The sequence below is a fragment of the Streptomyces sp. NPDC053076 genome (assembly GCF_044546845.1).
GTDB lineage: Bacteria > Actinomycetota > Actinomycetes > Streptomycetales > Streptomycetaceae > Streptomyces.
In genome coordinates, this window is record NZ_JBITZL010000001.1 from 1 (window position 1) to 17,282 (window position 17,282).

Sequence of the window (17,282 nt, forward strand, 5' to 3'; positions counted from 1 at the left end):
CCGCAGGTGGTGCAGGACCACAGCACGTCCGGGTCGATGACGCCGTTCTCCTCGGCGGTGCCGATCAGCGGCCGTTCGGCCTCCGCGAGGGCGGCGGCGGGGACGTCCTTCAGCTGCTCCTCGGACGCCTTCTCCTCGCCCTCCATGGTCTTGCCGCCGCCGGCCAGCAGGTAGGGGGCCTTGGCGTGGGCGTGGTCCCGCAGGGACATGATCAGCAGCTTCGGGGAGAGCGGCTTGCCCGTGTTCCAGGCGGGGCACTGCGACTGGCAGCGGCCGCACTCGGTGCAGGTGGAGAAGTCCAGCAGGCCCTTCCAGGAGAACTGCTCGACCTGGGAGACACCGAAGACGTCGTCCTCACCGGGATCGGTGAAGTCGATCGGCTTACCGCCGGACGTCATCGGCAGCAGGGGGCCGAGGGCGGTGGAACCGTCCGCGTTGCGCTTGAACCAGATGTTCGGGAAACCCAGGAAACGGTGCCAGGCCACACCCATGCTGGGGTTGAGGCCGATGACGCACGCCCACGCCAGCGAGACCGTGACCTTCAGCCCGGCGAACAGGTAGATCAGGTTCTCCAGCGTGCCCGTGCCCAGTCCCTTCAGGGCGAGCGAGATCGGGTGCGAGACCAGGTGGCCGACGTCATAGCCGGAGGGGTCCAGAGCACCGTCGAGGGCGCGCAGCATCACGATGCACACGCCGATGGCGATGATGGTGCACGAGACGTAGTAGCCCTGCCAGGCCGTGGAGCCCGCGAACCGCGACTTGCGGCCCGGCTTCGTCGGCCGGCTCAGCAGCCGGATCGTCAGCAGGGTCCCGCAGCCCAGTACCAACAGCAGGCCCAGTACCTCGGTGTAGACCTCGTAGACCACCCAGTGCCCGACGACCGGCAGCGTGAAGTGCGCATCGAACAACTCCCCGTACGCCGACACGAGACTCAGCAGCAGGGTGTAGAAGCCGATCGCGACGAACCAGTGGGCGAAACCGATCAGTCGCCACTGCGTCATCCGAGTGTGTCCCAGGAACTCCCTGACCAGCGTGGCCGATCGGCGGCCGGGGTCGTTCGTGCGGGATCCGGCGGGGACCGGCTGCCCCAGTCCGACGAACCGGTAGACGTACATCGCGGCGCGGGTCAACAGTGCGACACCGGCCACGCTGACAACCAGTGAGACCACTGTCGCGGCGATCTGCATCGGCTCCCTGCTCCTTATCTGCGGTCCTATTACAGAGAATACTGATCGGTAACTTACTGGACGGTGCGACCGGGTGTCAGGTGGGGTGAGTCACACCCGGTTTCCGGAAGGTATTTCCGCCGCTCGGTAGCCGGCGTACTGGGCGGCTCCGGACGGCTCCGGGTCGAGCAGGCCCAGCTGGGCGGCGCGGGCTCCTGCCGCGAAACGGCTGGTGACTCCCAGCCGCTGCATGAACTCCGCGATGTAGCGGCTGATGGTGCGCGGAGAGACACCGAGATTACGGGCGATCTTCTCGTCCTTTATGCCTTCCGCCAGCATGCGGACGATGGCGGTCTGCTCGTCGGTCAGTCTGACGCCGTCCTTCTCCGGCCGGCCGGCGGTGTACGGCGTCGCTCCCTGCCAGATGTGCTCGAACATGGTCGCGAAAGAGCGGACCAGCCGGGCTCCGCGCAGCATGGTCATGCCCTCGTCGGGGTCCTCCGGGTCCAGTGGGAGCAGCGCCAGGTTGGTGTCCGCGATGAACATGTCCATGGGCACCAACGGGGCCAGTCGCAGTTCGACGCCGATGTCGGCGAGGGCCTCGAAGTAGGCGGCGGCGTCCGGTGCGGCGGTGTGCCGCTGGAGGTGGAGACGGCGGACGGTGATGCCGCGCTCGATGAGGTGCCGGTCGAGGCTGAGGGTCCGGCGAAGTTCGAGCAGGGGCGGCATCGGGCGGGAGTACACGAAGGACACGACCTCCTGGGCGCTGACCGAGAGGTCGTTCAGGGCCTGGAGCAGTTCGTTGCGGCCCGAGACGATGCTCACCTGGATCTCCGACCGTTCCGCCGCGACCGCGGGGATGTAGACGTCGACCAGGGACGCGACGGCCTCCTCCAGGCGCTGGAACTCCTGGACCCGCTTCTCGGTGAGGGTCCGCTGCCGGCGCAGTACGCGCAGCAGGGCGGCCTCCGGCGAGATCGGGACGATGTGCTCGCTCTCCCGCTCGCTCCGCCCGATCAGGCCGAGGTCCTCCAGCGCGGACCAGGTGTGCTCGGCCTCCTGGTCGGATATCCCCAAGTCGCGGGCCAGGACGGCTGATCGGACCTCGCCCCGGGCGAGCAGTTCGAGATAGACGATGAGCTTGGAAGCCTCGGACATCTCGCTCTTGACGGCGGTATCTCCACCCCTCGCCACAGTTGCCCCCTAGACGCGTCACAGCTGAGTTGATGGCTGCTCAGGTGCTTAATTTGGCATGAACCTTGCAGTCAGTGTGGCGATCGACGGCGGGCGGTCGGCAAGTGAGATGCATGTCACGGTGAGTGAGCGTGCCGTGCCGGGGGTGTGTGATGAGGGGGGCGACTATGCGACCTGAACGGGATGTAGAGGGTCGTAACGGACGTATTGATCGGGTGGCGTGGATCCGCCATGACTTGTTTTCGCAGGGCGGAAGAGCGACGCCGAGCGGTACGGCTCCGTAGGGTGATGTCGGGACAAGGATCTTGCCGAGGGCCTTTCGCGTGCCTCCTCGGTGCCGTTGTCCGTGTGTGACGATGCGTGTTACGGGGGTAGAGCGTGAATCGTCGATCTGTCGAGTGAGCCGCGGATTGCGGGCGTGAAGGCGCCGCCCGTACTCGTCATTGTTGCGGGCGGTTGACCTTCCCGGTGTGATTCGTCGCGCGAATTCCCTTTGGCATCCTATGCATTTCGGGCATTTCGCGTCACGTCTGTCTGGGCACTCGGGTGCCCGTACTTTTCCGGTGCAAAGCCGTGTCTGCTTTCCGGCTGGAAACCGTGTCTCGCCGTCGGCTGCCGTCCGCATGCCAAAAAACTGCAATAGGCACTGAATTCAGGAGCATGCTCGAAGTGAGTCGCCAGAAAGATCAGGTTGTCAGTGACGTCACCATTCTGCTGAAGCGCGCGCAGGACGGGGACGAGCGGGCCATGGAGGACCTGCTCCTCCACATCACCCCGTTCGTCAGAAGGCTCTGTCTGCCTCTCGCCCAGGCACACAGCGCCGATGCCATGCAGGAGGCCCTGTTGGCGATATACCGGGGGGTCCCCGGCCTGAGGGAGCCCTCGGCCTTCTACGGCTGGGTCAGGGCGGTCACCACACGAGAGGCCGTGCGCACCGTGAAGCGGATCGGCCGGCGCACGACGGACGAACTGTCGGAGACGCCCCACGGCGCCGACCCGTTCGTCTCCATCGACGTCTCCGACGTACTGGGCCGGCTGCCCGACTACCACCGGGAAGTGCTCACCCTGCGCGCCTACTACGGCATGGACGAACAGGAGATGGCCACCATCCTGGAGCTGCCGGTCGGCACCGTCCGCTCGCGGTTGTTCAGGGCCCGGCGGAACTTCCAGAACGCCTGGCATCAGCGTTCCGCCTGAGGCGGGGGACCGCGCGGGGGCCGGCCGACGCCTCAGGCGATGTCGGCCGGCACCCGGGCCTGACGGCACTAGACGCTGTGCGGCGCGGTGGTCCAGGTGAGTACTCCGGGCCCGACCGGGCGGACCGCGACGTGCAGCACGGGTCCGGGCAGACGCCGCGGCCGGGCGCGGAAGCCGTCGGGCACGGGCCGGAGAGCGACTCCCCGCAGCATCGTGGGCGCCTCCACCGGCGCCAGCAGCGAGGAGAACGCCTTGAAGGCGGCCTCCTTCGCCGAAAAGGCGGCCAGCAGCCGCCACTCGGCCTCGCTTCCGTCTCCCCCGGAGTCGTTCAGCCAGGCCCGTTCGTCCGCGGAGAGCACCAGGCGGGCCGCCTCCCCGGGGAGGGGACGCAGCTCCAGGTCGATCCCCAGCGCCCGGTACCGCTGCCGGGAGGTGACGATGGCGACGGCCGTGCCCGCGCAGTGGGTGATCGAGCCGACGCTGCCCGCCGGCATCCTCGGCCGCCGGCCCTCGCTCAGGATCTCCCCGGCCGGGAGACCCGCGCGGGCCAGCGCACGGCGCGCCGCGCACCGTCCGGCGGTGAACTCCCGGCGGCGCACGGGGAACATGTCCCGCAGGAGGCGCTCCTCGCCGGGTCCGGCCGGTACGGCGTCCGGATCACCGGCCACGGCCACACCGAGAGCGAGGCCGTGCTCCTCGACGACGGGGCGCAGGCCGAGCAGCAGTTGCCCGGCCCGCGCCCCGTCGAGGGTGGTCAGCATCGGTCGCGCAGCAGCGCGGGCCATGTGGCCGGGTCGTCGTCCAGGTAGCCCGACAGCCACTCGGCCCAGCGTTCCAGGCCGAAGCCCAGGCAGACGGAGAAGGCCGGCTGGTCGCCGAAGCCGATCTCGAAGCCCTTGCCGAAGTGCTGGTTGTGGTAGTTGAGCGAGGAGACCGCGACGGCCGAACCGTTGTGGGCCATGCGCCCCACCAGTTCGTACTTGACGTCCATGGCCGCCTGGAAATTGGCCAGCTCCGGACGCTCCTTGGTGAAGAACGGATCACCGGCGGGCGCGACCCGGCAGGGCAGCGCCAGTTCGGTGGCCAGCCGGATCAGCTCCTCGATCACGGTCTCGCGGAACGCGCGGGCGGCGGGCCGGTCACCGAGGAAGACGATCTCACGCATGCCGAAGGACCACAGGCGGGTCGGCGAGGTGTCGGTCTGTCCCTCGTACCGGCTGCACCGGCCCGTCGCCGTGAGCGTGAGCGGCTCGGTCAGCCGGGTGCCGCCGAACCGCTCGAACAGGCTCAGGCACACGGCCGGGGCGAGCACGACGGGGGAGACCTCCAATTCCGCCTCCCGCGCCTGCCGGTCCTTGGCGGCGGAGAACCGGTCCAGGGCGTCCAGGTCCGGGCGTACCACCGAGGTCGCGGTCACGTGCTGCGGGAAGTTGTGGGTGTAGTCCGCCTTCTCCAGAGTGGACCACGGGACCATCGCGGGCACGGTGTACTCGTCGGCGCCCAGACGGGTGGCCAACTCGCCGAAGAGCCGGTCCAGGACCCGGATGAGCCGGGCGGTCTTCGGACCACCGACGTACAGCCCCGGCCCGATGCGGCCTTCCTCCCCGTCTGTTCCGCCCGGCGTCGCGGGCAGGTCCCACTGGTCCAGCTTGCTGCTGCTGCGGCGCTTGACCGGGCCGCCGAACCGCCGGTACGCCTCCCCGATCATCCGCTCGATCCGGTCGGCCCGCTCGGCGTCGGCGGCCGAGAACTCCACCCGGGGCACATCGTCGAGCAGCAGCCGGTGGCTGGTGGCCTCGGTGACGCAGTAGCGGAGCATCGCCGTGAACTCGCGCCGGTTGTCGTCGGCGAGTTCGCCGGGCGCCGTCCAGAGCCGCTGGACATCGGTAACTGTTGCCGCCATCGTCGGATAGCCTCTCTTCTTCCTCGCCTCTTGCCGGCCGGTCACACGCGGTCGAGCCGCGACCGCCGGGCGAGCCCGGCCACCACGTTGTCGATCATGGCGAGACCGTGGTCGTCGAACTGGGTCATCAGGGACTCGGGGTGGAACTGCACGGCCGCCAGCGGCCTGCTGCGGTGCTCGACGGCCATCACCACCCCGTCGGCGGTCTCCGCCGTGACGCGCAGGTCCGCCGGCAGGGACGCCCGGTCGGCGTACAGGGAGTGGTAGCGGCCGACCGTGATCCGCTCGGGCAGTCCGGCCAGCACCGTGCCGCCGTCGCCGAGGACGGACATCGTCGACGGCTTGCCGTGGAACGGGCGGTCCAGCACGTCCAGCCGCCCGCCCAGATACTCGACGATGGCCTGCAGTCCGAGGCAGACGCCGAACACCGGGATGTGCCGCTCCTCCGCCATCCGCAGCGTGCGCGCGGTGCCGAAGTCCGCGGGGCGCCCCGGGCCCGGGGACAGCACCAGCAGATCGGGGTCGAGCGCGTCCACCAGGTCGGCGTCGAAGCCGCTGCGGTAGGTCGAGACCCGGGCACCGGCCTGCCGGAAGTAGGAAGCCAGCGTGTGGACGAAGGAGTCCTGGTGGTCGACGAGCAGCACGCGCACGTCCGGCCGCGCCGGTGCCGGGGGCGACGGACGGCGAAGGCCCTCCGCCCGGCCGGCCTTCCGGGCCGGTCGTTCCAGCGCGTCCAGGGGAGCGAGCGCCTTGAGCTCCGTCTCGCTCTCCTCGGCCGCGGGGTCCGAGTCGTGCAGGAGGGTGGCTCCGGTGCGCACCACCGCCTCCGCGTCGCGGATCTGCACGGTACGAATGGTCAGCCCGGTGTCCAGGGTGCCGTCGAAACCGATGCGGCCGAACGCCCCGCCGTACCAGCGGCGCGGGGAGCGCTCGTGCTCCTCGATGAAGGCGATCGCGGCGCGCTTGGGCGCGCCGGTGACGGTGACCGCCCACATGTGCGTCAAGAACGCGTCCAGCGCGTCCCGGTCCGGCCGCAGGGTCCCTTCGACGTGGTCCACGGTGTGGATCAGCGTGGAGTACGTCTCCAGTTGACGGCGGCCGACGATGCGTACGCTGCCCGGCTCACAGACGCGGGCCTTGTCGTTGCGGTCGACGTCGGTGCACATGGTCAGCTCGGACTCCTCCTTCTCCGAGCCGAGCAGAGCCCGGATCCGCTCCGCGTCCTCGAGCGCGTCCCGTCCGCGCGCCGCGGTCCCGCTGATGGGGCAGGACTCGACCCGCCAGCGCCTGCCGTCCGCGCTCTCCCTGGGGTGTACCCGGACGAACATCTCCGGTGAGGTGCCCACCAGGAACTCCCCCTCACCCAGGTTCATCAGCATCTGGTACGGCGAGGGGTTGCGTCCGCGCAGGGTGCGGAACAGCTCCGAGGGGGTGGTGCGGCAGGGGCGCCGGAAAGTGCGGCTGGGCACCACCTCGAACAGGTCGCCCACCCGGAACCGTTCCTGGGCGGTGCGCACCAGCTCGGCGTACTCCCCGGGCGCGTGGTCGCAGTCCGCGGTCCCGGAGGCGGGGCCGGTGAAGGGTGCCGGTGGGGTGCTCCGGTCGAGCCCGGCCGTGCGACGGCCCTCGACCTCGAACTCGTAGTCGTGGCGGAAGGCCGTGCCGGCCACCGGGTCGAGGACGGTCACCGAGTCAGGGATGTGCAGCACCAGGTCGCGGTCGTGCCCGTCACGCCGCTGCCGCAGCGGGACCGGTTCGAAGGCCAGCACCAGGTCGTAGCCGAAGGCGCCGTACAGGCCGAGACAGGGATCCGGGGGACCGGCGAACAGGTCCTGCACGGCGCGCAGGAAGTCGAAGGCGTTGCGTCGCCGGGTTCGGTCCTCCTCGCTGAGGAGGTCCTGGCCCGGCGCGTCGCCGATGGTCCCCGCGAAGCCCGTCCCGGCGTCGTCGGCGAGCCGCACCACGCCGTCCAGGGACTTCTCCGCGGCGCGGCACAGCACGGGCAGCAGCACCTCGCCGCGCGCGTTCAGCGCGCGGATCTCCACGCGGCCGAGTCCGCGCAGCACGATCTCGATCGCGGGGTCGGTGTAGCCGACGCCGTGCCGCCGGTAGCGGCCCGGATACTCGTAGTCCGAGGTGAACAGCGCTCCGCGGCGCTGGTCGAGCGCGGTCTCCAGCCGGTGCGCGGCGGTCTCCGCGTCGAGCGGGACGCGGCGCCGCTCGACCAGGATGCCCCCGTCCGTCACCCACGCGTCGGGCCGGGCCCCCGTTCCGTTGCCGGTCATGTGAGTGGCTTCACCTCGTCCAGAGTCGGGATGGTGCCGTCCGCCAGCCGTTCGGCGAGCACATTGCGCTTCACCTTCCAGGTGGCCGTGTGCGGCATCTGCTCCCAGGCGATGTGCACGGGATCCGCGACCTCGGGCAGACCGGTGACCGCGGCCGCCCAGGCGGTGCGGTCCAAGGGCTTGTCGCGCCGGGTGCAGACCACCGGCTGGATGCCGCCGGGCAGGGTGACGAAGACCGCCTCGGTGAGCGTGGGGAGCTGGTCGAGGATGGTGTCCTCGGCCGCCAGCATGCTGGCCAGTTCGGGCGTCTGGTCGAACTCGCGGTCCAGCAGGTGCAGACAGCCCCAGCGTGACTTGTAGCCGATGTCCTGGAGGTTCCACCAGTCGCCGTCGCGCCGTTCGTCGTACAGCTCCTGCTGGCCGATGTAGGCGATGCCCAGACCGGTGGAGGTGGCCTCGATGAAGCCGTGCCGGGTGCCGTCGTCGATGCCCGGCCGGGGCCGGATGCGGGCCTTCGTCATGCCGATGAAGGGATGGCCCACACAACGCCCGTCGGCACGGCGGATGTTGCGGCGCGTGTACAGGCGCATGGTGACCGGGCCGGTTTCCGTCTGGCCGTAGGACTGCAGGAAGATCGGCCAGCGCCGCTTGCTGGCGCCCAGCATGACGCGGATGCTGCGCGGGTGGATGGCGTCGAACGTGCTCATGAAGATGCGCACGCTGCTCAGCGGCCCTTCCGGGTCGTCCGCGAGCTCCTCCCAGTGGGTGTACATGTTCGGGTGCGCTTCCACGCCGCCCGGCTTGCACTCCAGGAAGATCTTGCGGACGTTGTCCACGTCCGCGTCGGTGAGGGCGGCGATGCCGATGCCCAGGTCCAGAGCGGTGGCCAGTGCCGCGAAGGTCCGCGAGTGCACGAAGGAGATGCACATCGCGTACGTCTCGCTGTAGCGCAGCCAGCGGGCGAGCCGCGCCTGCATGTTGATGGGCAGCTGGGTGCCGCGCCGTGCCGCCGCGACCATCTTCGGCACGCCGGTGGTGCCGGAGGTGTGCGTGATCAGGGCGGGGTCGTCGGCGGGGATGTCGTGGTACGGGGGGCGCCGGTCCGCCGGGGCGTCCGCCAGCGAGGGCAGCCCGGCGGCCCGGCCGTGCGTCAGCACCGTGGACGGCACGATGACGCGCAGGCGGTCGCCGTGCTCCCCGGACTCCGCGATCTTGGCGGCGTCGGTGACGAAGTGGGCCGGCCTCAGCCGGTCCATCATGACCGTCACGGTCTCCCACTCCAGGAACGGCGCGAGCATGGCGGGCACCGCGCCGATCCGGGCCAGCGCGCAGGCGAGGAAGAGGAGATCGGCGTTGTGGGTCTTGTAGACGCCCACCACGTCCCCGGCGCGCACCCCCTGGGCGTACAGCCGTGCGGCGGTGTCCTCGACGAGGTCCGCGACCTGCACATAGGTGGGCCGCATGCCCAACTCCGGTGCCAGGTCGAACGGCTTGTCCAGGTAGAACAGTGAGTCGGGGTGGCGGAGGGCCGCCTGCTGGGTCATCAGTCCCAGCGAGAACAGCTTTCCGGGCTTCGGCAGATCAGCTGGGACCGGCACCGTTGGGTTCTCCTGTCAGGGCGTGGACGTCTGGGTACGGCGGGTGCGGGCGGGTGCGGCCGCCGTCAGCCGACGGGCTGCGGTGCGCGGGCCTTCTTGTAGGCGAAGTCGGCGCGCTTGGGGGCGGAGCCCCGGCCGTCCTGCCGGATGCGGTCCAGGTACCACTGGACGAAGTCGCGGATCACTTCGCGCCCCATGGGGAAGGCGGACGCCTCGGCGCCGCACACACCGGCGGTGTTCGTCTGGTCGAAGTGCTTACCGTTGATCATGTACGAGGCGTAGAACTGGATGCCGTCGTCGAGCTTCCTGTCGACGTCCGTCAGCATGCCCTGGCTGTCCACGAACCGCGGCCGGCGCAGCCCCGCCAGGTCGAAGACCTCCTCGATCACCTGGCCGACCTCGGGGGAGGCGGAGTTGTTCAGGTGGTAGATCCGGCCGAGCTCGCCGGAGATGCCGATCCGCACCGCGTTGCGGGCCACGAAGTCGACCGGGACCAGGTCGCACTCGATGCCCGGGTCGGAGATGATCGGGACGCGGCGGTGGCTCAGCAGGTTGCCCAGCTCGGCCTCCACGGAGCGCTTGAAGCGCAGCACGGAGGACACGAACCCGTACATGCCGGTGAAGCTGGTGGCGGCCCGGGTCGCGCTGTGGCCGATCACGATGGAGGGCCGCAGGATGCGCCACGGCAGCCCGGAGTCCCGCACGGCCTGCTCGCCGACGGTCTTGGTCGCCTCGTAGACGTTGTTGGCCCAGGCGGTGTCCTCGGGGAACGACTCCGTCTGCGGGCCGGTGCGCCTGCCCGCCACGTAGGCGGTGCTCACCTGGTTGAACACCGGCTCGCCGAGGGCCTTGGCGAGGGCGAGGACGTTGTGCACGCCCGTCACGTTCATCAGCTGGATCTCGTCGGCGTGCCGGTCCTCGTACTTCAGCGAGGCGGCCACGTGCCAGACCGCCTCGACGGTGCCGATCCGCTCGGCCGTCGCCGCCACGTCGACGTCGGTCATGTCCCCGGCCACCGCTCGGGTGCGCTCGAGCACGGCGGGCACGAGGTCCTCCATGCCGTAGACCTCGGCGGCGTGGGCCAGGGCGTCGTGCAGGCGCTTGGTCGCGGCCCGGTCGTCCTGGCCGCGAACGAGGCAGACGACGTCGACGTCGGTGCGGGCCAGCAGTTCCAGGGCGATGGCGCCGCCGACGAAGCCGGTGGCACCGGTGACGAAGTGCTGGGTGGCGGTCGAGGCCCTCACTGGTTCTCCCCCTTGGAGACCGCCGCGGTCACGGCGGCGTCGTGGTGCTTGCGCAGGTGGTCGGCGATGGTGGCGAGGCTGTCGAACACCTCGGTGGGCACGTCCATGTCCCACTCGACGGCGAAGGTCTCCTCGATGTGTCCGAGGAGCTGGGTGAAGGCCCAGGACTCCAGGCCGATGGAGGACAGCGGGGTGTCCGCCAGCCCCTTCTCGGGCAGGTCGGTGCGGTCGGCGACGACGACCCGCAGCAGCTCGCAGAGCTTGTCGAGCACCGGGTCCGCACCGTTTCCGGCGCCGGCCAGGGACGCCGTCGTCGCCCGGGACCGGGGGGCGAGCTCCGCGTCGCGCCGGGCGAGCCGGTCGAGGAAGTCCTGGATGGCGGCCTGGAAGCCGTCGCCGTCCTCCATGTACGGCAGATGGCCCACGCCGTGCAGCCAGACGGTGAGGGAGTCCTCGATGAGACGTCCGGCCTCCGCGGCGTTGCCCTCCTCCCACAACGGGTCCTGGTCGCCGAGGAGCAGCAGCGTGGGCACCTTGATCCGGGAGAGCAGTTCGGGGCCGTCGGCCGCCTGGAGGGCGGCCTTGAGGTTGGCGAGCATCGGCTCCGCGGGGTGGACGGCGGTGAACGCCTCCCGCAGCCCGAGATAGCCTGCCGCACCCATCTCGCGCATGGCGTCCTCGGCGAAGACGACCGAGTACAGGTGGTCCCACAGGGCCGTGGTGCCGCCGTTGGCGAGGGAGTTGATGCAGGCCCGTTCGGTGGCGCGGCGCTTGAGGCCGTCCGACGGGGTGCACGAGGGGCCCACCATGATCAGCCCGGAGACCCGCTCGGGGTACCTGACGGCGAAGTCCCGGCAGATGAACGCCGAGGTGGAGGTGCCGACCAGGTACGTCTTCTCGACACCGAGGCCGTCCAGCAGCGCGAGCAGGTCGGTGACGTGGTCCTCCCAGTCGAGGTCGGCCTTCAGCGACGAGGCGCCCTGGTTGCGCAGGTCGTAGGTGAGGACCCGGTTGCTCGTGGCGAGCCGGGCGGTGTAGTTGCGCCAGATCGGGGCGATGATGAAGAAGTTGTTGACGAGCGTGATGTGCGGTCCCTCATCGCCCTGAAGCTCGTAGTACAGCTCGATGTCGTCGGAGACCTTGAGGGTCTTTTCCGAGGTGTATCGGATGTCGACCCCGAGTGGCCTGTCCATCTGTTTCCTTCCGGTGGGGCACGATGCCGCCGGGTGGCGGGTGGCGGGTGGCGGGTGGCGGGTGGCGGGTGGCGGGATGTCGCGGGACGGCCGTCGGTCAGGCCCGCAGCAGCTTCTTGAGGATCTTTCCGGCGGGGTTCCGCGGCACCTCGTCGATGAGTTCGATGCGGCGCGGGCGCTTGTACGGGGCCAGCTGCCCGGCCAGGTGGCTCATCAGCTCGGCCGGCCGCGTCCCCTCCGCTGCCACGGCGTAGGCGAGCGGCACCTCGCCGTAGTCGGCGTCCGGGATACCGACGACCGCCGCGTCACGCACCGCGGGATGGGCGCGCAGCGCACGCTCGATCTCCGCGGGGTAGACGTTCTGCCCGGCGCGGATGATCAGGTCCTTGCGCCGGTCGACCAGGTGGACCCGGCCGGCGCCGTCGACGAAGCCGAGGTCGCCGGTGCGGATCCAGCCGTCGACGGTGACCTCCGCTGTGGCGGCGTCGTCGTTCCAGTAGCCGTGCATGACGCCCGGGCCGCGGACGACGACCTCACCGATGGCGTCCGGTCCCAGCTCGGTGTCGTCGGTGTCCAGGACGCGCACGGACATGCCGGGGATCACCCGTCCCGCGGGCATCACCTCGGGCAACCGGTCCCGCGGATCGGGGTGTTCGGCGGGGCCGAGGGTGACGAAGGGGCCGCCCACCTCGGTCATGCCGTACACATGGCGGAAGCCGCAGCCGAGCCGCGCCGCCGCCTGCGCGTACACCTCCGGGGGCATCGGCGCGGCGCCGTACAGCACCTCCCGCAGACTCGACAGGTCGGCGCTCTCCAGGGTCCTGGCCTGCAGCATGAAACGGAGCATCTGCGGGACGAGCCAGACGTGCGTGGCGCGGTTCTCCTCGATCGCGGTCAGCGCCTTCTGCGGCTTGAAGCCCGGCATCAGCACCACGGTGGCGCCGGCCGCCATGTACGTCAGCGAGACCACCATGCTGCCGTGGTACAGCGGGCAGCAGTTGACCATCACCATGTCGTCGGCGGGCGCGGCCGAGGCGAGCCAGCCGAGCGCGATGGCCCGGAACGAGGCGTGGTCGACGGTGACGCCCTTGGCCTGGCCGGTGGTGGCCGAGGTGTGGAGGATCGCCGCCACCGCGTCGTCGGGCACCACGGGCAGTGCCGTCGGGTCCGGGGTGTCGGCCAGACGGGCGAACTCCTCGCTCTCGAAAGCGATGCGCAGCCCGACCGGAAGGTCGGAGTGCCGGTCGAGCAGGGCGGCCTCCCCGATGACCGCGCTCGCGCCGGTGCGCTCCGCGATACCGGCCACCTCCGAGCCGACCAGGCTGTGGTTGACCGGCACGAACACCGCGCCGACGCGGGCCAGCGCGAAGTAGCTCTCCAGCACCTCGATCCGGTCGAGCGAGAGCACCGCGACGCGATCGCCGGACCGGATGCCGAGCCCGGCCAGCCCCCGCGCGAGCCGGGCCGTACGGTCGTGCAGTTCGGCCCAGGTGACCGAGCGGCGGTCGTCGATCAGCGCCGTACGGTCCGGGAAGCACTGCCGGTTGCGCTCCAGCAGCTGGGAGAGCCACATCAGGCGCCGCCCGCCTGCGCCGCACTGCCGCGCTCGGCGACGAACCGCTCGTAGTCGGCGATCGTGGCGAGGCCGTCCATGTCCTCGGCGGTGACCTCGACGCCGGTGCGCTGCTCGATGAGCAGGACCAGGCGCACCAGGTCACCGGAGTCGATCCCGCTGGCGCTGAGGTCGACGTCGTCTCCGATGCTCTCCGCGAACTCCGACATACCGGTCAGTTCGACGAGCATTTCCCTTACGGTGCTCATGAGTTGCCTTTCGCTGCTGTGCCACTGAAGGTGTTGTCCCAGGCCCCGTCCCCGACCGGGCAGCGGTGCTCGGCGAGCGGTTCGCCCGCGGCCACCGTCCAGGGCAGGAACCGGCTGGGTACGGAGCCCGCGCAGAAGTCGACGAAGCCTTCCCGCGCCCGCCCGTGCCGGATGGAGAGCAGGGCGAAGATCGGGTCGACGGGCTTCCAGACGTCGTCCTCGTCCAGCACCTCGAGCCAGGAGTGCTCGGCGTCCAGGACGCCCAGGAACCGCCCGCGCCGGGTGCGGACCGTGAGCCCCTCGGCGAGGGCCTGCCGCTGCATGCGCAGCGAGCACACCGTGCAGTCCATGATCCGGATCTCCTCGACCGCGGCACGGTCGAGGCGCAGGAGCGGATGCATCCACTGGAACCGCGAACGCCCGTCGAGCAGTTCCGCCAGCGTGTCGTCGAAGAGCCGGCGGGCCACCGCCGACCTGAGCGGGGTGTGCCGGCCGGCGGTGGAGACCCGGCCGGTCAGGCGCACCGACGGGCTGTCCGTCACGGTCAGCACGCCGTCGACCGTCACCGACTCCTGGTCGCAGTCCAGCTCGTCGACCCGCCCGCCGAAGACCTGCGGTGTCGGCAGCGCGATCCGCCACTGACCGCCGGGGCACTCCTTGTCCCGGCAGCTGAGCCGCCACTCGACGTCCCAGCCGCGGGGCGCGGTCCAGGTGTCCGGGGCGGCCGAGGCGTAGCGGATCATCATGCGCTGCCCGGCGAACGGGACACTGGTGACGGCGCCGGAGTAGAGGGCCACGTTGGCAAGGTCGTTGTAGTCGAACAGGACCGCCTCGCCGCTGCCCGCGTGCGGGATCCCCGCCGCCACGAGAGCGTCGAGCACGAGGTCCCGGCAGCCGAGCAGCGCGAGGGCACCGGCCCGGTCCACCTGGAACCGGCGGTACTTCTCCGGCATCGGCACCAGGTCGTGCAGTGCCTGCAGCCAGGGCCGCACGGCCGCTTCGGCCGCGGCGGGGACTGCGGTCCCCGCGTCGGTGGCGGTACCCACCTGTGGAGCCACGGGATCGTCGTTCCTTCCTCGTTGCTGTCGTCGCTGTCGTCGCGCGGGGGCCGAGGGTGTGCGGGCAGCCCGGATCACTGCGAGAGGGGTGTGCAGGGACCGCTCCTGGCGGACGCGCCGGACACGGCCGCCGGCCGGTCCCGCCGGCGCACGCTCCGTACCCGGCGGATGAGATGCGCAGTAAGAAGAGAGGCACGAGAGCGCCCCCGCACTCCCCGCGTTCGAAACTTCCTTCAAAAACTCCCGACGACGGCCACGCGCCGAACTCCGATCACCAGGTCGGGGATTGATCTGCCTCCTGGCTGACTCCTACCTCTCTGGAACCACCGCCCGGCAGCCATTGCCGCCCAGAAGAAGACAAAGGAGTGGTCGAGGTGTTCACCAGGATCAACGGCCTCATGGAGAGGAGACCGGGGCGTCTGTTGCTGCTCGTCGGCCTCCTCATTCTCGTGGGGCTGGGCGTCGGAGGGAGCTCCCTCACCAAGATGACGATGGGCGTGGACGACTACGACGACTCCCGTTCGGCCGCGGTCGAGGTGCTGGACAAGGTCGAGAAGGCCGGCGGCTCCGACCTCGAGCAGGGCTATGTGGTCCTGGTGAAGTCCGACCGGCCGATCGACCCGCGGTCCCCCCGGCGTCCCGAGGTGGTCAGCCGCGCCATCGACGTGCTGAAGAGCCGCCCCGAGGTCAAGGCGGTGTGGGACTACGCCTCGACGCACAACCCGCGGATGGTCTCCGCCGACCGCGAGCAGACCTATCTCGTCGCCGCGGTGGGCAGCTTCGCACCCGGTGACGCCGTGAAGAAGGCGGTCACCGGGCTCCAGGACAAGATCGACGCGGACCCCCTGCTGCGCGACCACGTCAGCCTCGGCGGCCCCACCGCCTCCAACGTCGAGGGCAGCACCATCTCCAGCGAGGACCTGGGCAAGGCCGAGACGATCGGCTTCCCCATCCTGCTGATCCTGCTGCTGTTCATCTTCCGTGGCGTGATCGCCGCCCTGATCCCGCTGGGCGGGGCGATCTGCACCATCGCACTCGCGCTGGGCGGCATGGGCCTGGTCATGACCACCGTGCACCTGTCGATCTTCGCCCTCAACCTGCTCTTCGCGCTGGGCATCGGGCTGTCCATCGACTTCAGCCTGTTGATCATCTCCCGCTACCGCGAGGAACTGCACCGCGGCCAGACCCCCGTCGAGGCCGTGCGCACCACCTTGTTCACCGCCGGCCGCACCGTCTTCTTCAGCGGTCTGACCGTGGCCGCGGCGCTGGCCTCCCTGCTGGTGTTCCCGCAGCGCTTCCTCTACACCATGGGCGTCACCGGAATCGCCACGGTGGTCGGCGCCCTGGTCTTCGCCCTGCTCGGCCTGCCCGCCCTGCTCGCCGTTCTCGGGACGCGCATCGACAAGTGGGCGCCGAGGCGCTGGCAGCGTGCCTCCGAGGCGCCGGAGGACCGGGGCCGCTGGTACCGCTTCTCGCGCGGCGTCATGAAGCGGCCCGTCATCGTCGCCGTCGGCGCGGGCGCCGTCCTGCTGGTGCTGGGAGCGCCGTTCGCCGGCATCAAGTTCACCGGTATCGACTCCGCGTCCATGCCCCGCGACTCGCACGCGGGCAAGGTCTACCAGACCCTGGACCGGGACTTCCCCGGCTCGCTCCAGTCCCCGGTCAACCTGATCCAGGAGGCGCCCGACAACGCCGGGCCCAAACTCGCCGCGTACGCCGGCAAGCTGGAGCAGATCGACGGCGTGGCCGCCGTAGCCCCGCCCCGCAGGCTCGGCGGCGGTCTGTGGCAGACCGACGTCTCCCTCGAGAAGGCGCCCCTCTCCCTCGACGCCCAGGACACCCTCAAGAAGATCAAGGGCGTCCCCGCGCCGTACCCGACCGAGGCGACCGGCAACACCGCGCTCTTCCGCGCCATGCAGGACAGCCTCGGCAGTCACCTGCCGCTCGCGATCGCCGTGATGGCGCTGACCACGCTGCTCATCCTGTTCGCCATGACCGGTTCGGTGGTCCTGCCGGTCAAGGCGGTCATCACCAACCTGCTCACGCTCAGCGCCACCTTCGGCATCCTGGTCCTCGTCTTCCAGGACGGGCACCTGGAGGGGCTGCTGGACTTCCGCGGCCAGGGCGCGCTCCAGCCGACGATGCTGATCATCCTGCTCGCGCTGACGCTGGGCGTGTCGACCGACTACACCGTCTTCCTGTTCTCCCGGATCAAGGAGGGCGTGGACCACGGCGTCCCCAACCGCGAAGCCGTCGCCACCGGCCTGCAGAAGGTCGGCCGCATCACCACCCTGGCGGCCGTCCTGTTCTGCATCCCCGTCGGCGCCCTGACGCTCTCCCGCCTGGTCTTCATCAAGCAGCTCGGCCTCGGCACCGCCCTCGCCGTGATCATCGACGCCACCCTGGTGCGCGCCCTGCTCGTACCGTCTTTGATGGCGCTCTTCGGCTCGGCCAACTGGTGGTCCCCCGGCCCGCTGCGGCGCTTGCACGCGCGGTTCCTCGGCGGCTTCCAGGAGACCCCGGCGGCCCCCCTGCCGAGCACCCGCACCGCCGCCGCCGAAGCGGAGACCGTCGGTGAGCGTTGAGCAGGCCGCGGCCACCTCGGCAGCGGACGACGAGGCGC

At 70.5% G+C, this 17,282-nt stretch carries 12 protein-coding genes and 1 pseudogene; 2 read left to right on the forward strand and 11 right to left on the reverse strand.

Annotated features, from left to right (window positions below; all coding sequences use genetic code 11):
- Together ACIGYR_RS00005 and ACIGYR_RS00010 are read right to left on the reverse strand one after the other, a co-directional pair.
- Nucleotides 1-1,187 (reverse strand): annotated as a pseudogene (locus ACIGYR_RS00005) (Fe-S oxidoreductase); the annotation flags it as partial.
- A gap of 90 nt (nt 1,188-1,277) precedes the next feature.
- Nucleotides 1,278-2,324 carry a LuxR C-terminal-related transcriptional regulator gene (locus ACIGYR_RS00010; RefSeq protein WP_399605717.1) on the reverse strand — a complete coding sequence of 349 codons (1,047 nt, stop codon included), beginning with the start codon at nt 2,322-2,324 and terminating at the stop codon, nt 1,278-1,280.
- 783 nt (nt 2,325-3,107) lie between these two features.
- Here ACIGYR_RS00010 and ACIGYR_RS00015 point away from each other — a divergent pair.
- Nucleotides 3,108-3,557, forward strand: coding sequence for an RNA polymerase sigma factor (locus tag ACIGYR_RS00015; RefSeq protein WP_391842124.1), 450 nt, complete (start codon nt 3,108-3,110; stop codon nt 3,555-3,557).
- 68 nt (nt 3,558-3,625) lie between these two features.
- Here the strand turns inward: ACIGYR_RS00015 and ACIGYR_RS00020 are convergent, their stop codons facing one another.
- The 9 genes from ACIGYR_RS00020 to ACIGYR_RS00060 all read right to left on the reverse strand — a co-directional run bounded on the left by ACIGYR_RS00020 (nt 3,626) and on the right by ACIGYR_RS00060 (nt 14,659).
- Nucleotides 3,626-4,318: a 4'-phosphopantetheinyl transferase superfamily protein gene (locus tag ACIGYR_RS00020; protein WP_391841062.1), complete on the reverse strand. Its 693-nt coding sequence runs from the start codon at nt 4,316-4,318 to the stop codon at nt 3,626-3,628.
- A complete protein-coding gene (locus ACIGYR_RS00025) occupies nt 4,312-5,460 on the reverse strand; it encodes a hypothetical protein (RefSeq protein ID WP_399605714.1) in 1,149 nt (382 codons plus the stop codon). Before ACIGYR_RS00025 ends, ACIGYR_RS00020 begins: the two co-directional genes overlap by 7 nt.
- Nucleotides 5,461-5,501: 41 nt before the next feature.
- The gene (locus ACIGYR_RS00030) at nt 5,502-7,745 is read right to left on the reverse strand and encodes an anthranilate synthase component I (RefSeq protein ID WP_399605711.1); all 2,244 of its coding nucleotides are present in this window, start codon (nt 7,743-7,745) and stop codon (nt 5,502-5,504) included.
- Complete coding sequence (locus ACIGYR_RS00035; RefSeq protein ID WP_399605709.1) at nt 7,742-9,343, reverse strand: AMP-binding protein; 1,602 nt, start codon at nt 9,341-9,343, stop codon at nt 7,742-7,744. The genes ACIGYR_RS00030 and ACIGYR_RS00035 overlap by 4 nt, the downstream gene beginning before the upstream one ends.
- A 65-nt stretch (nt 9,344-9,408) precedes the next feature.
- Complete coding sequence (locus tag ACIGYR_RS00040; protein ID WP_399605705.1) at nt 9,409-10,587, reverse strand: SDR family oxidoreductase; 1,179 nt, start codon at nt 10,585-10,587, stop codon at nt 9,409-9,411.
- Entirely contained in the window at nt 10,584-11,780 is a 1,197-nt protein-coding gene (locus ACIGYR_RS00045) for an alpha/beta fold hydrolase (protein ID WP_399605702.1), read from the reverse strand. The genes ACIGYR_RS00040 and ACIGYR_RS00045 overlap by 4 nt, the downstream gene beginning before the upstream one ends.
- Nucleotides 11,781-11,877: 97 nt before the next feature.
- A complete protein-coding gene (locus ACIGYR_RS00050; RefSeq protein WP_399605700.1) occupies nt 11,878-13,353 on the reverse strand; it encodes a class I adenylate-forming enzyme family protein in 1,476 nt (491 codons plus the stop codon).
- Nucleotides 13,353-13,601 carry an acyl carrier protein gene (locus tag ACIGYR_RS00055; protein WP_391841076.1) on the reverse strand — a complete coding sequence of 83 codons (249 nt, stop codon included), beginning with the start codon at nt 13,599-13,601 and terminating at the stop codon, nt 13,353-13,355. Before ACIGYR_RS00055 ends, ACIGYR_RS00050 begins: the two co-directional genes overlap by 1 nt.
- Nucleotides 13,598-14,659 carry a hypothetical protein gene (locus ACIGYR_RS00060; protein WP_399605697.1) on the reverse strand — a complete coding sequence of 354 codons (1,062 nt, stop codon included), beginning with the start codon at nt 14,657-14,659 and terminating at the stop codon, nt 13,598-13,600. Before ACIGYR_RS00060 ends, ACIGYR_RS00055 begins: the two co-directional genes overlap by 4 nt.
- A gap of 374 nt (nt 14,660-15,033) precedes the next feature.
- Between ACIGYR_RS00060 and ACIGYR_RS00065 the strand changes: the two genes are divergently transcribed.
- Nucleotides 15,034-17,244, forward strand: a complete 2,211-nt coding sequence (locus ACIGYR_RS00065; RefSeq protein WP_399605695.1) for an MMPL family transporter — start codon at nt 15,034-15,036, stop codon at nt 17,242-17,244.
- Nucleotides 17,245-17,282: the final 38 nt, after the last annotated feature.

Coding starts and splice junctions, on each gene's coding strand:
- ACIGYR_RS00010 (WP_399605717.1), bottom strand. CDS start 2,324: ATGTCCGAGGCTTCCAAGCTCATCGTCTATCTCGAACTGCTCGCCCGG.
- ACIGYR_RS00015 (WP_391842124.1), top strand. CDS start 3,108: ATGGAGGACCTGCTCCTCCACATCACCCCGTTCGTCAGAAGGCTCTGT.
- ACIGYR_RS00020 (WP_391841062.1), bottom strand. CDS start 4,318: ATGCTGACCACCCTCGACGGGGCGCGGGCCGGGCAACTGCTGCTCGGC.
- ACIGYR_RS00025 (WP_399605714.1), bottom strand. CDS start 5,460: ATGGCGGCAACAGTTACCGATGTCCAGCGGCTCTGGACGGCGCCCGGC.
- ACIGYR_RS00030 (WP_399605711.1), bottom strand. CDS start 7,745: ATGACCGGCAACGGAACGGGGGCCCGGCCCGACGCGTGGGTGACGGAC.
- ACIGYR_RS00045 (WP_399605702.1), bottom strand. CDS start 11,780: ATGGACAGGCCACTCGGGGTCGACATCCGATACACCTCGGAAAAGACC.
- ACIGYR_RS00050 (WP_399605700.1), bottom strand. CDS start 13,353: ATGTGGCTCTCCCAGCTGCTGGAGCGCAACCGGCAGTGCTTCCCGGAC.
- ACIGYR_RS00055 (WP_391841076.1), bottom strand. CDS start 13,601: ATGAGCACCGTAAGGGAAATGCTCGTCGAACTGACCGGTATGTCGGAG.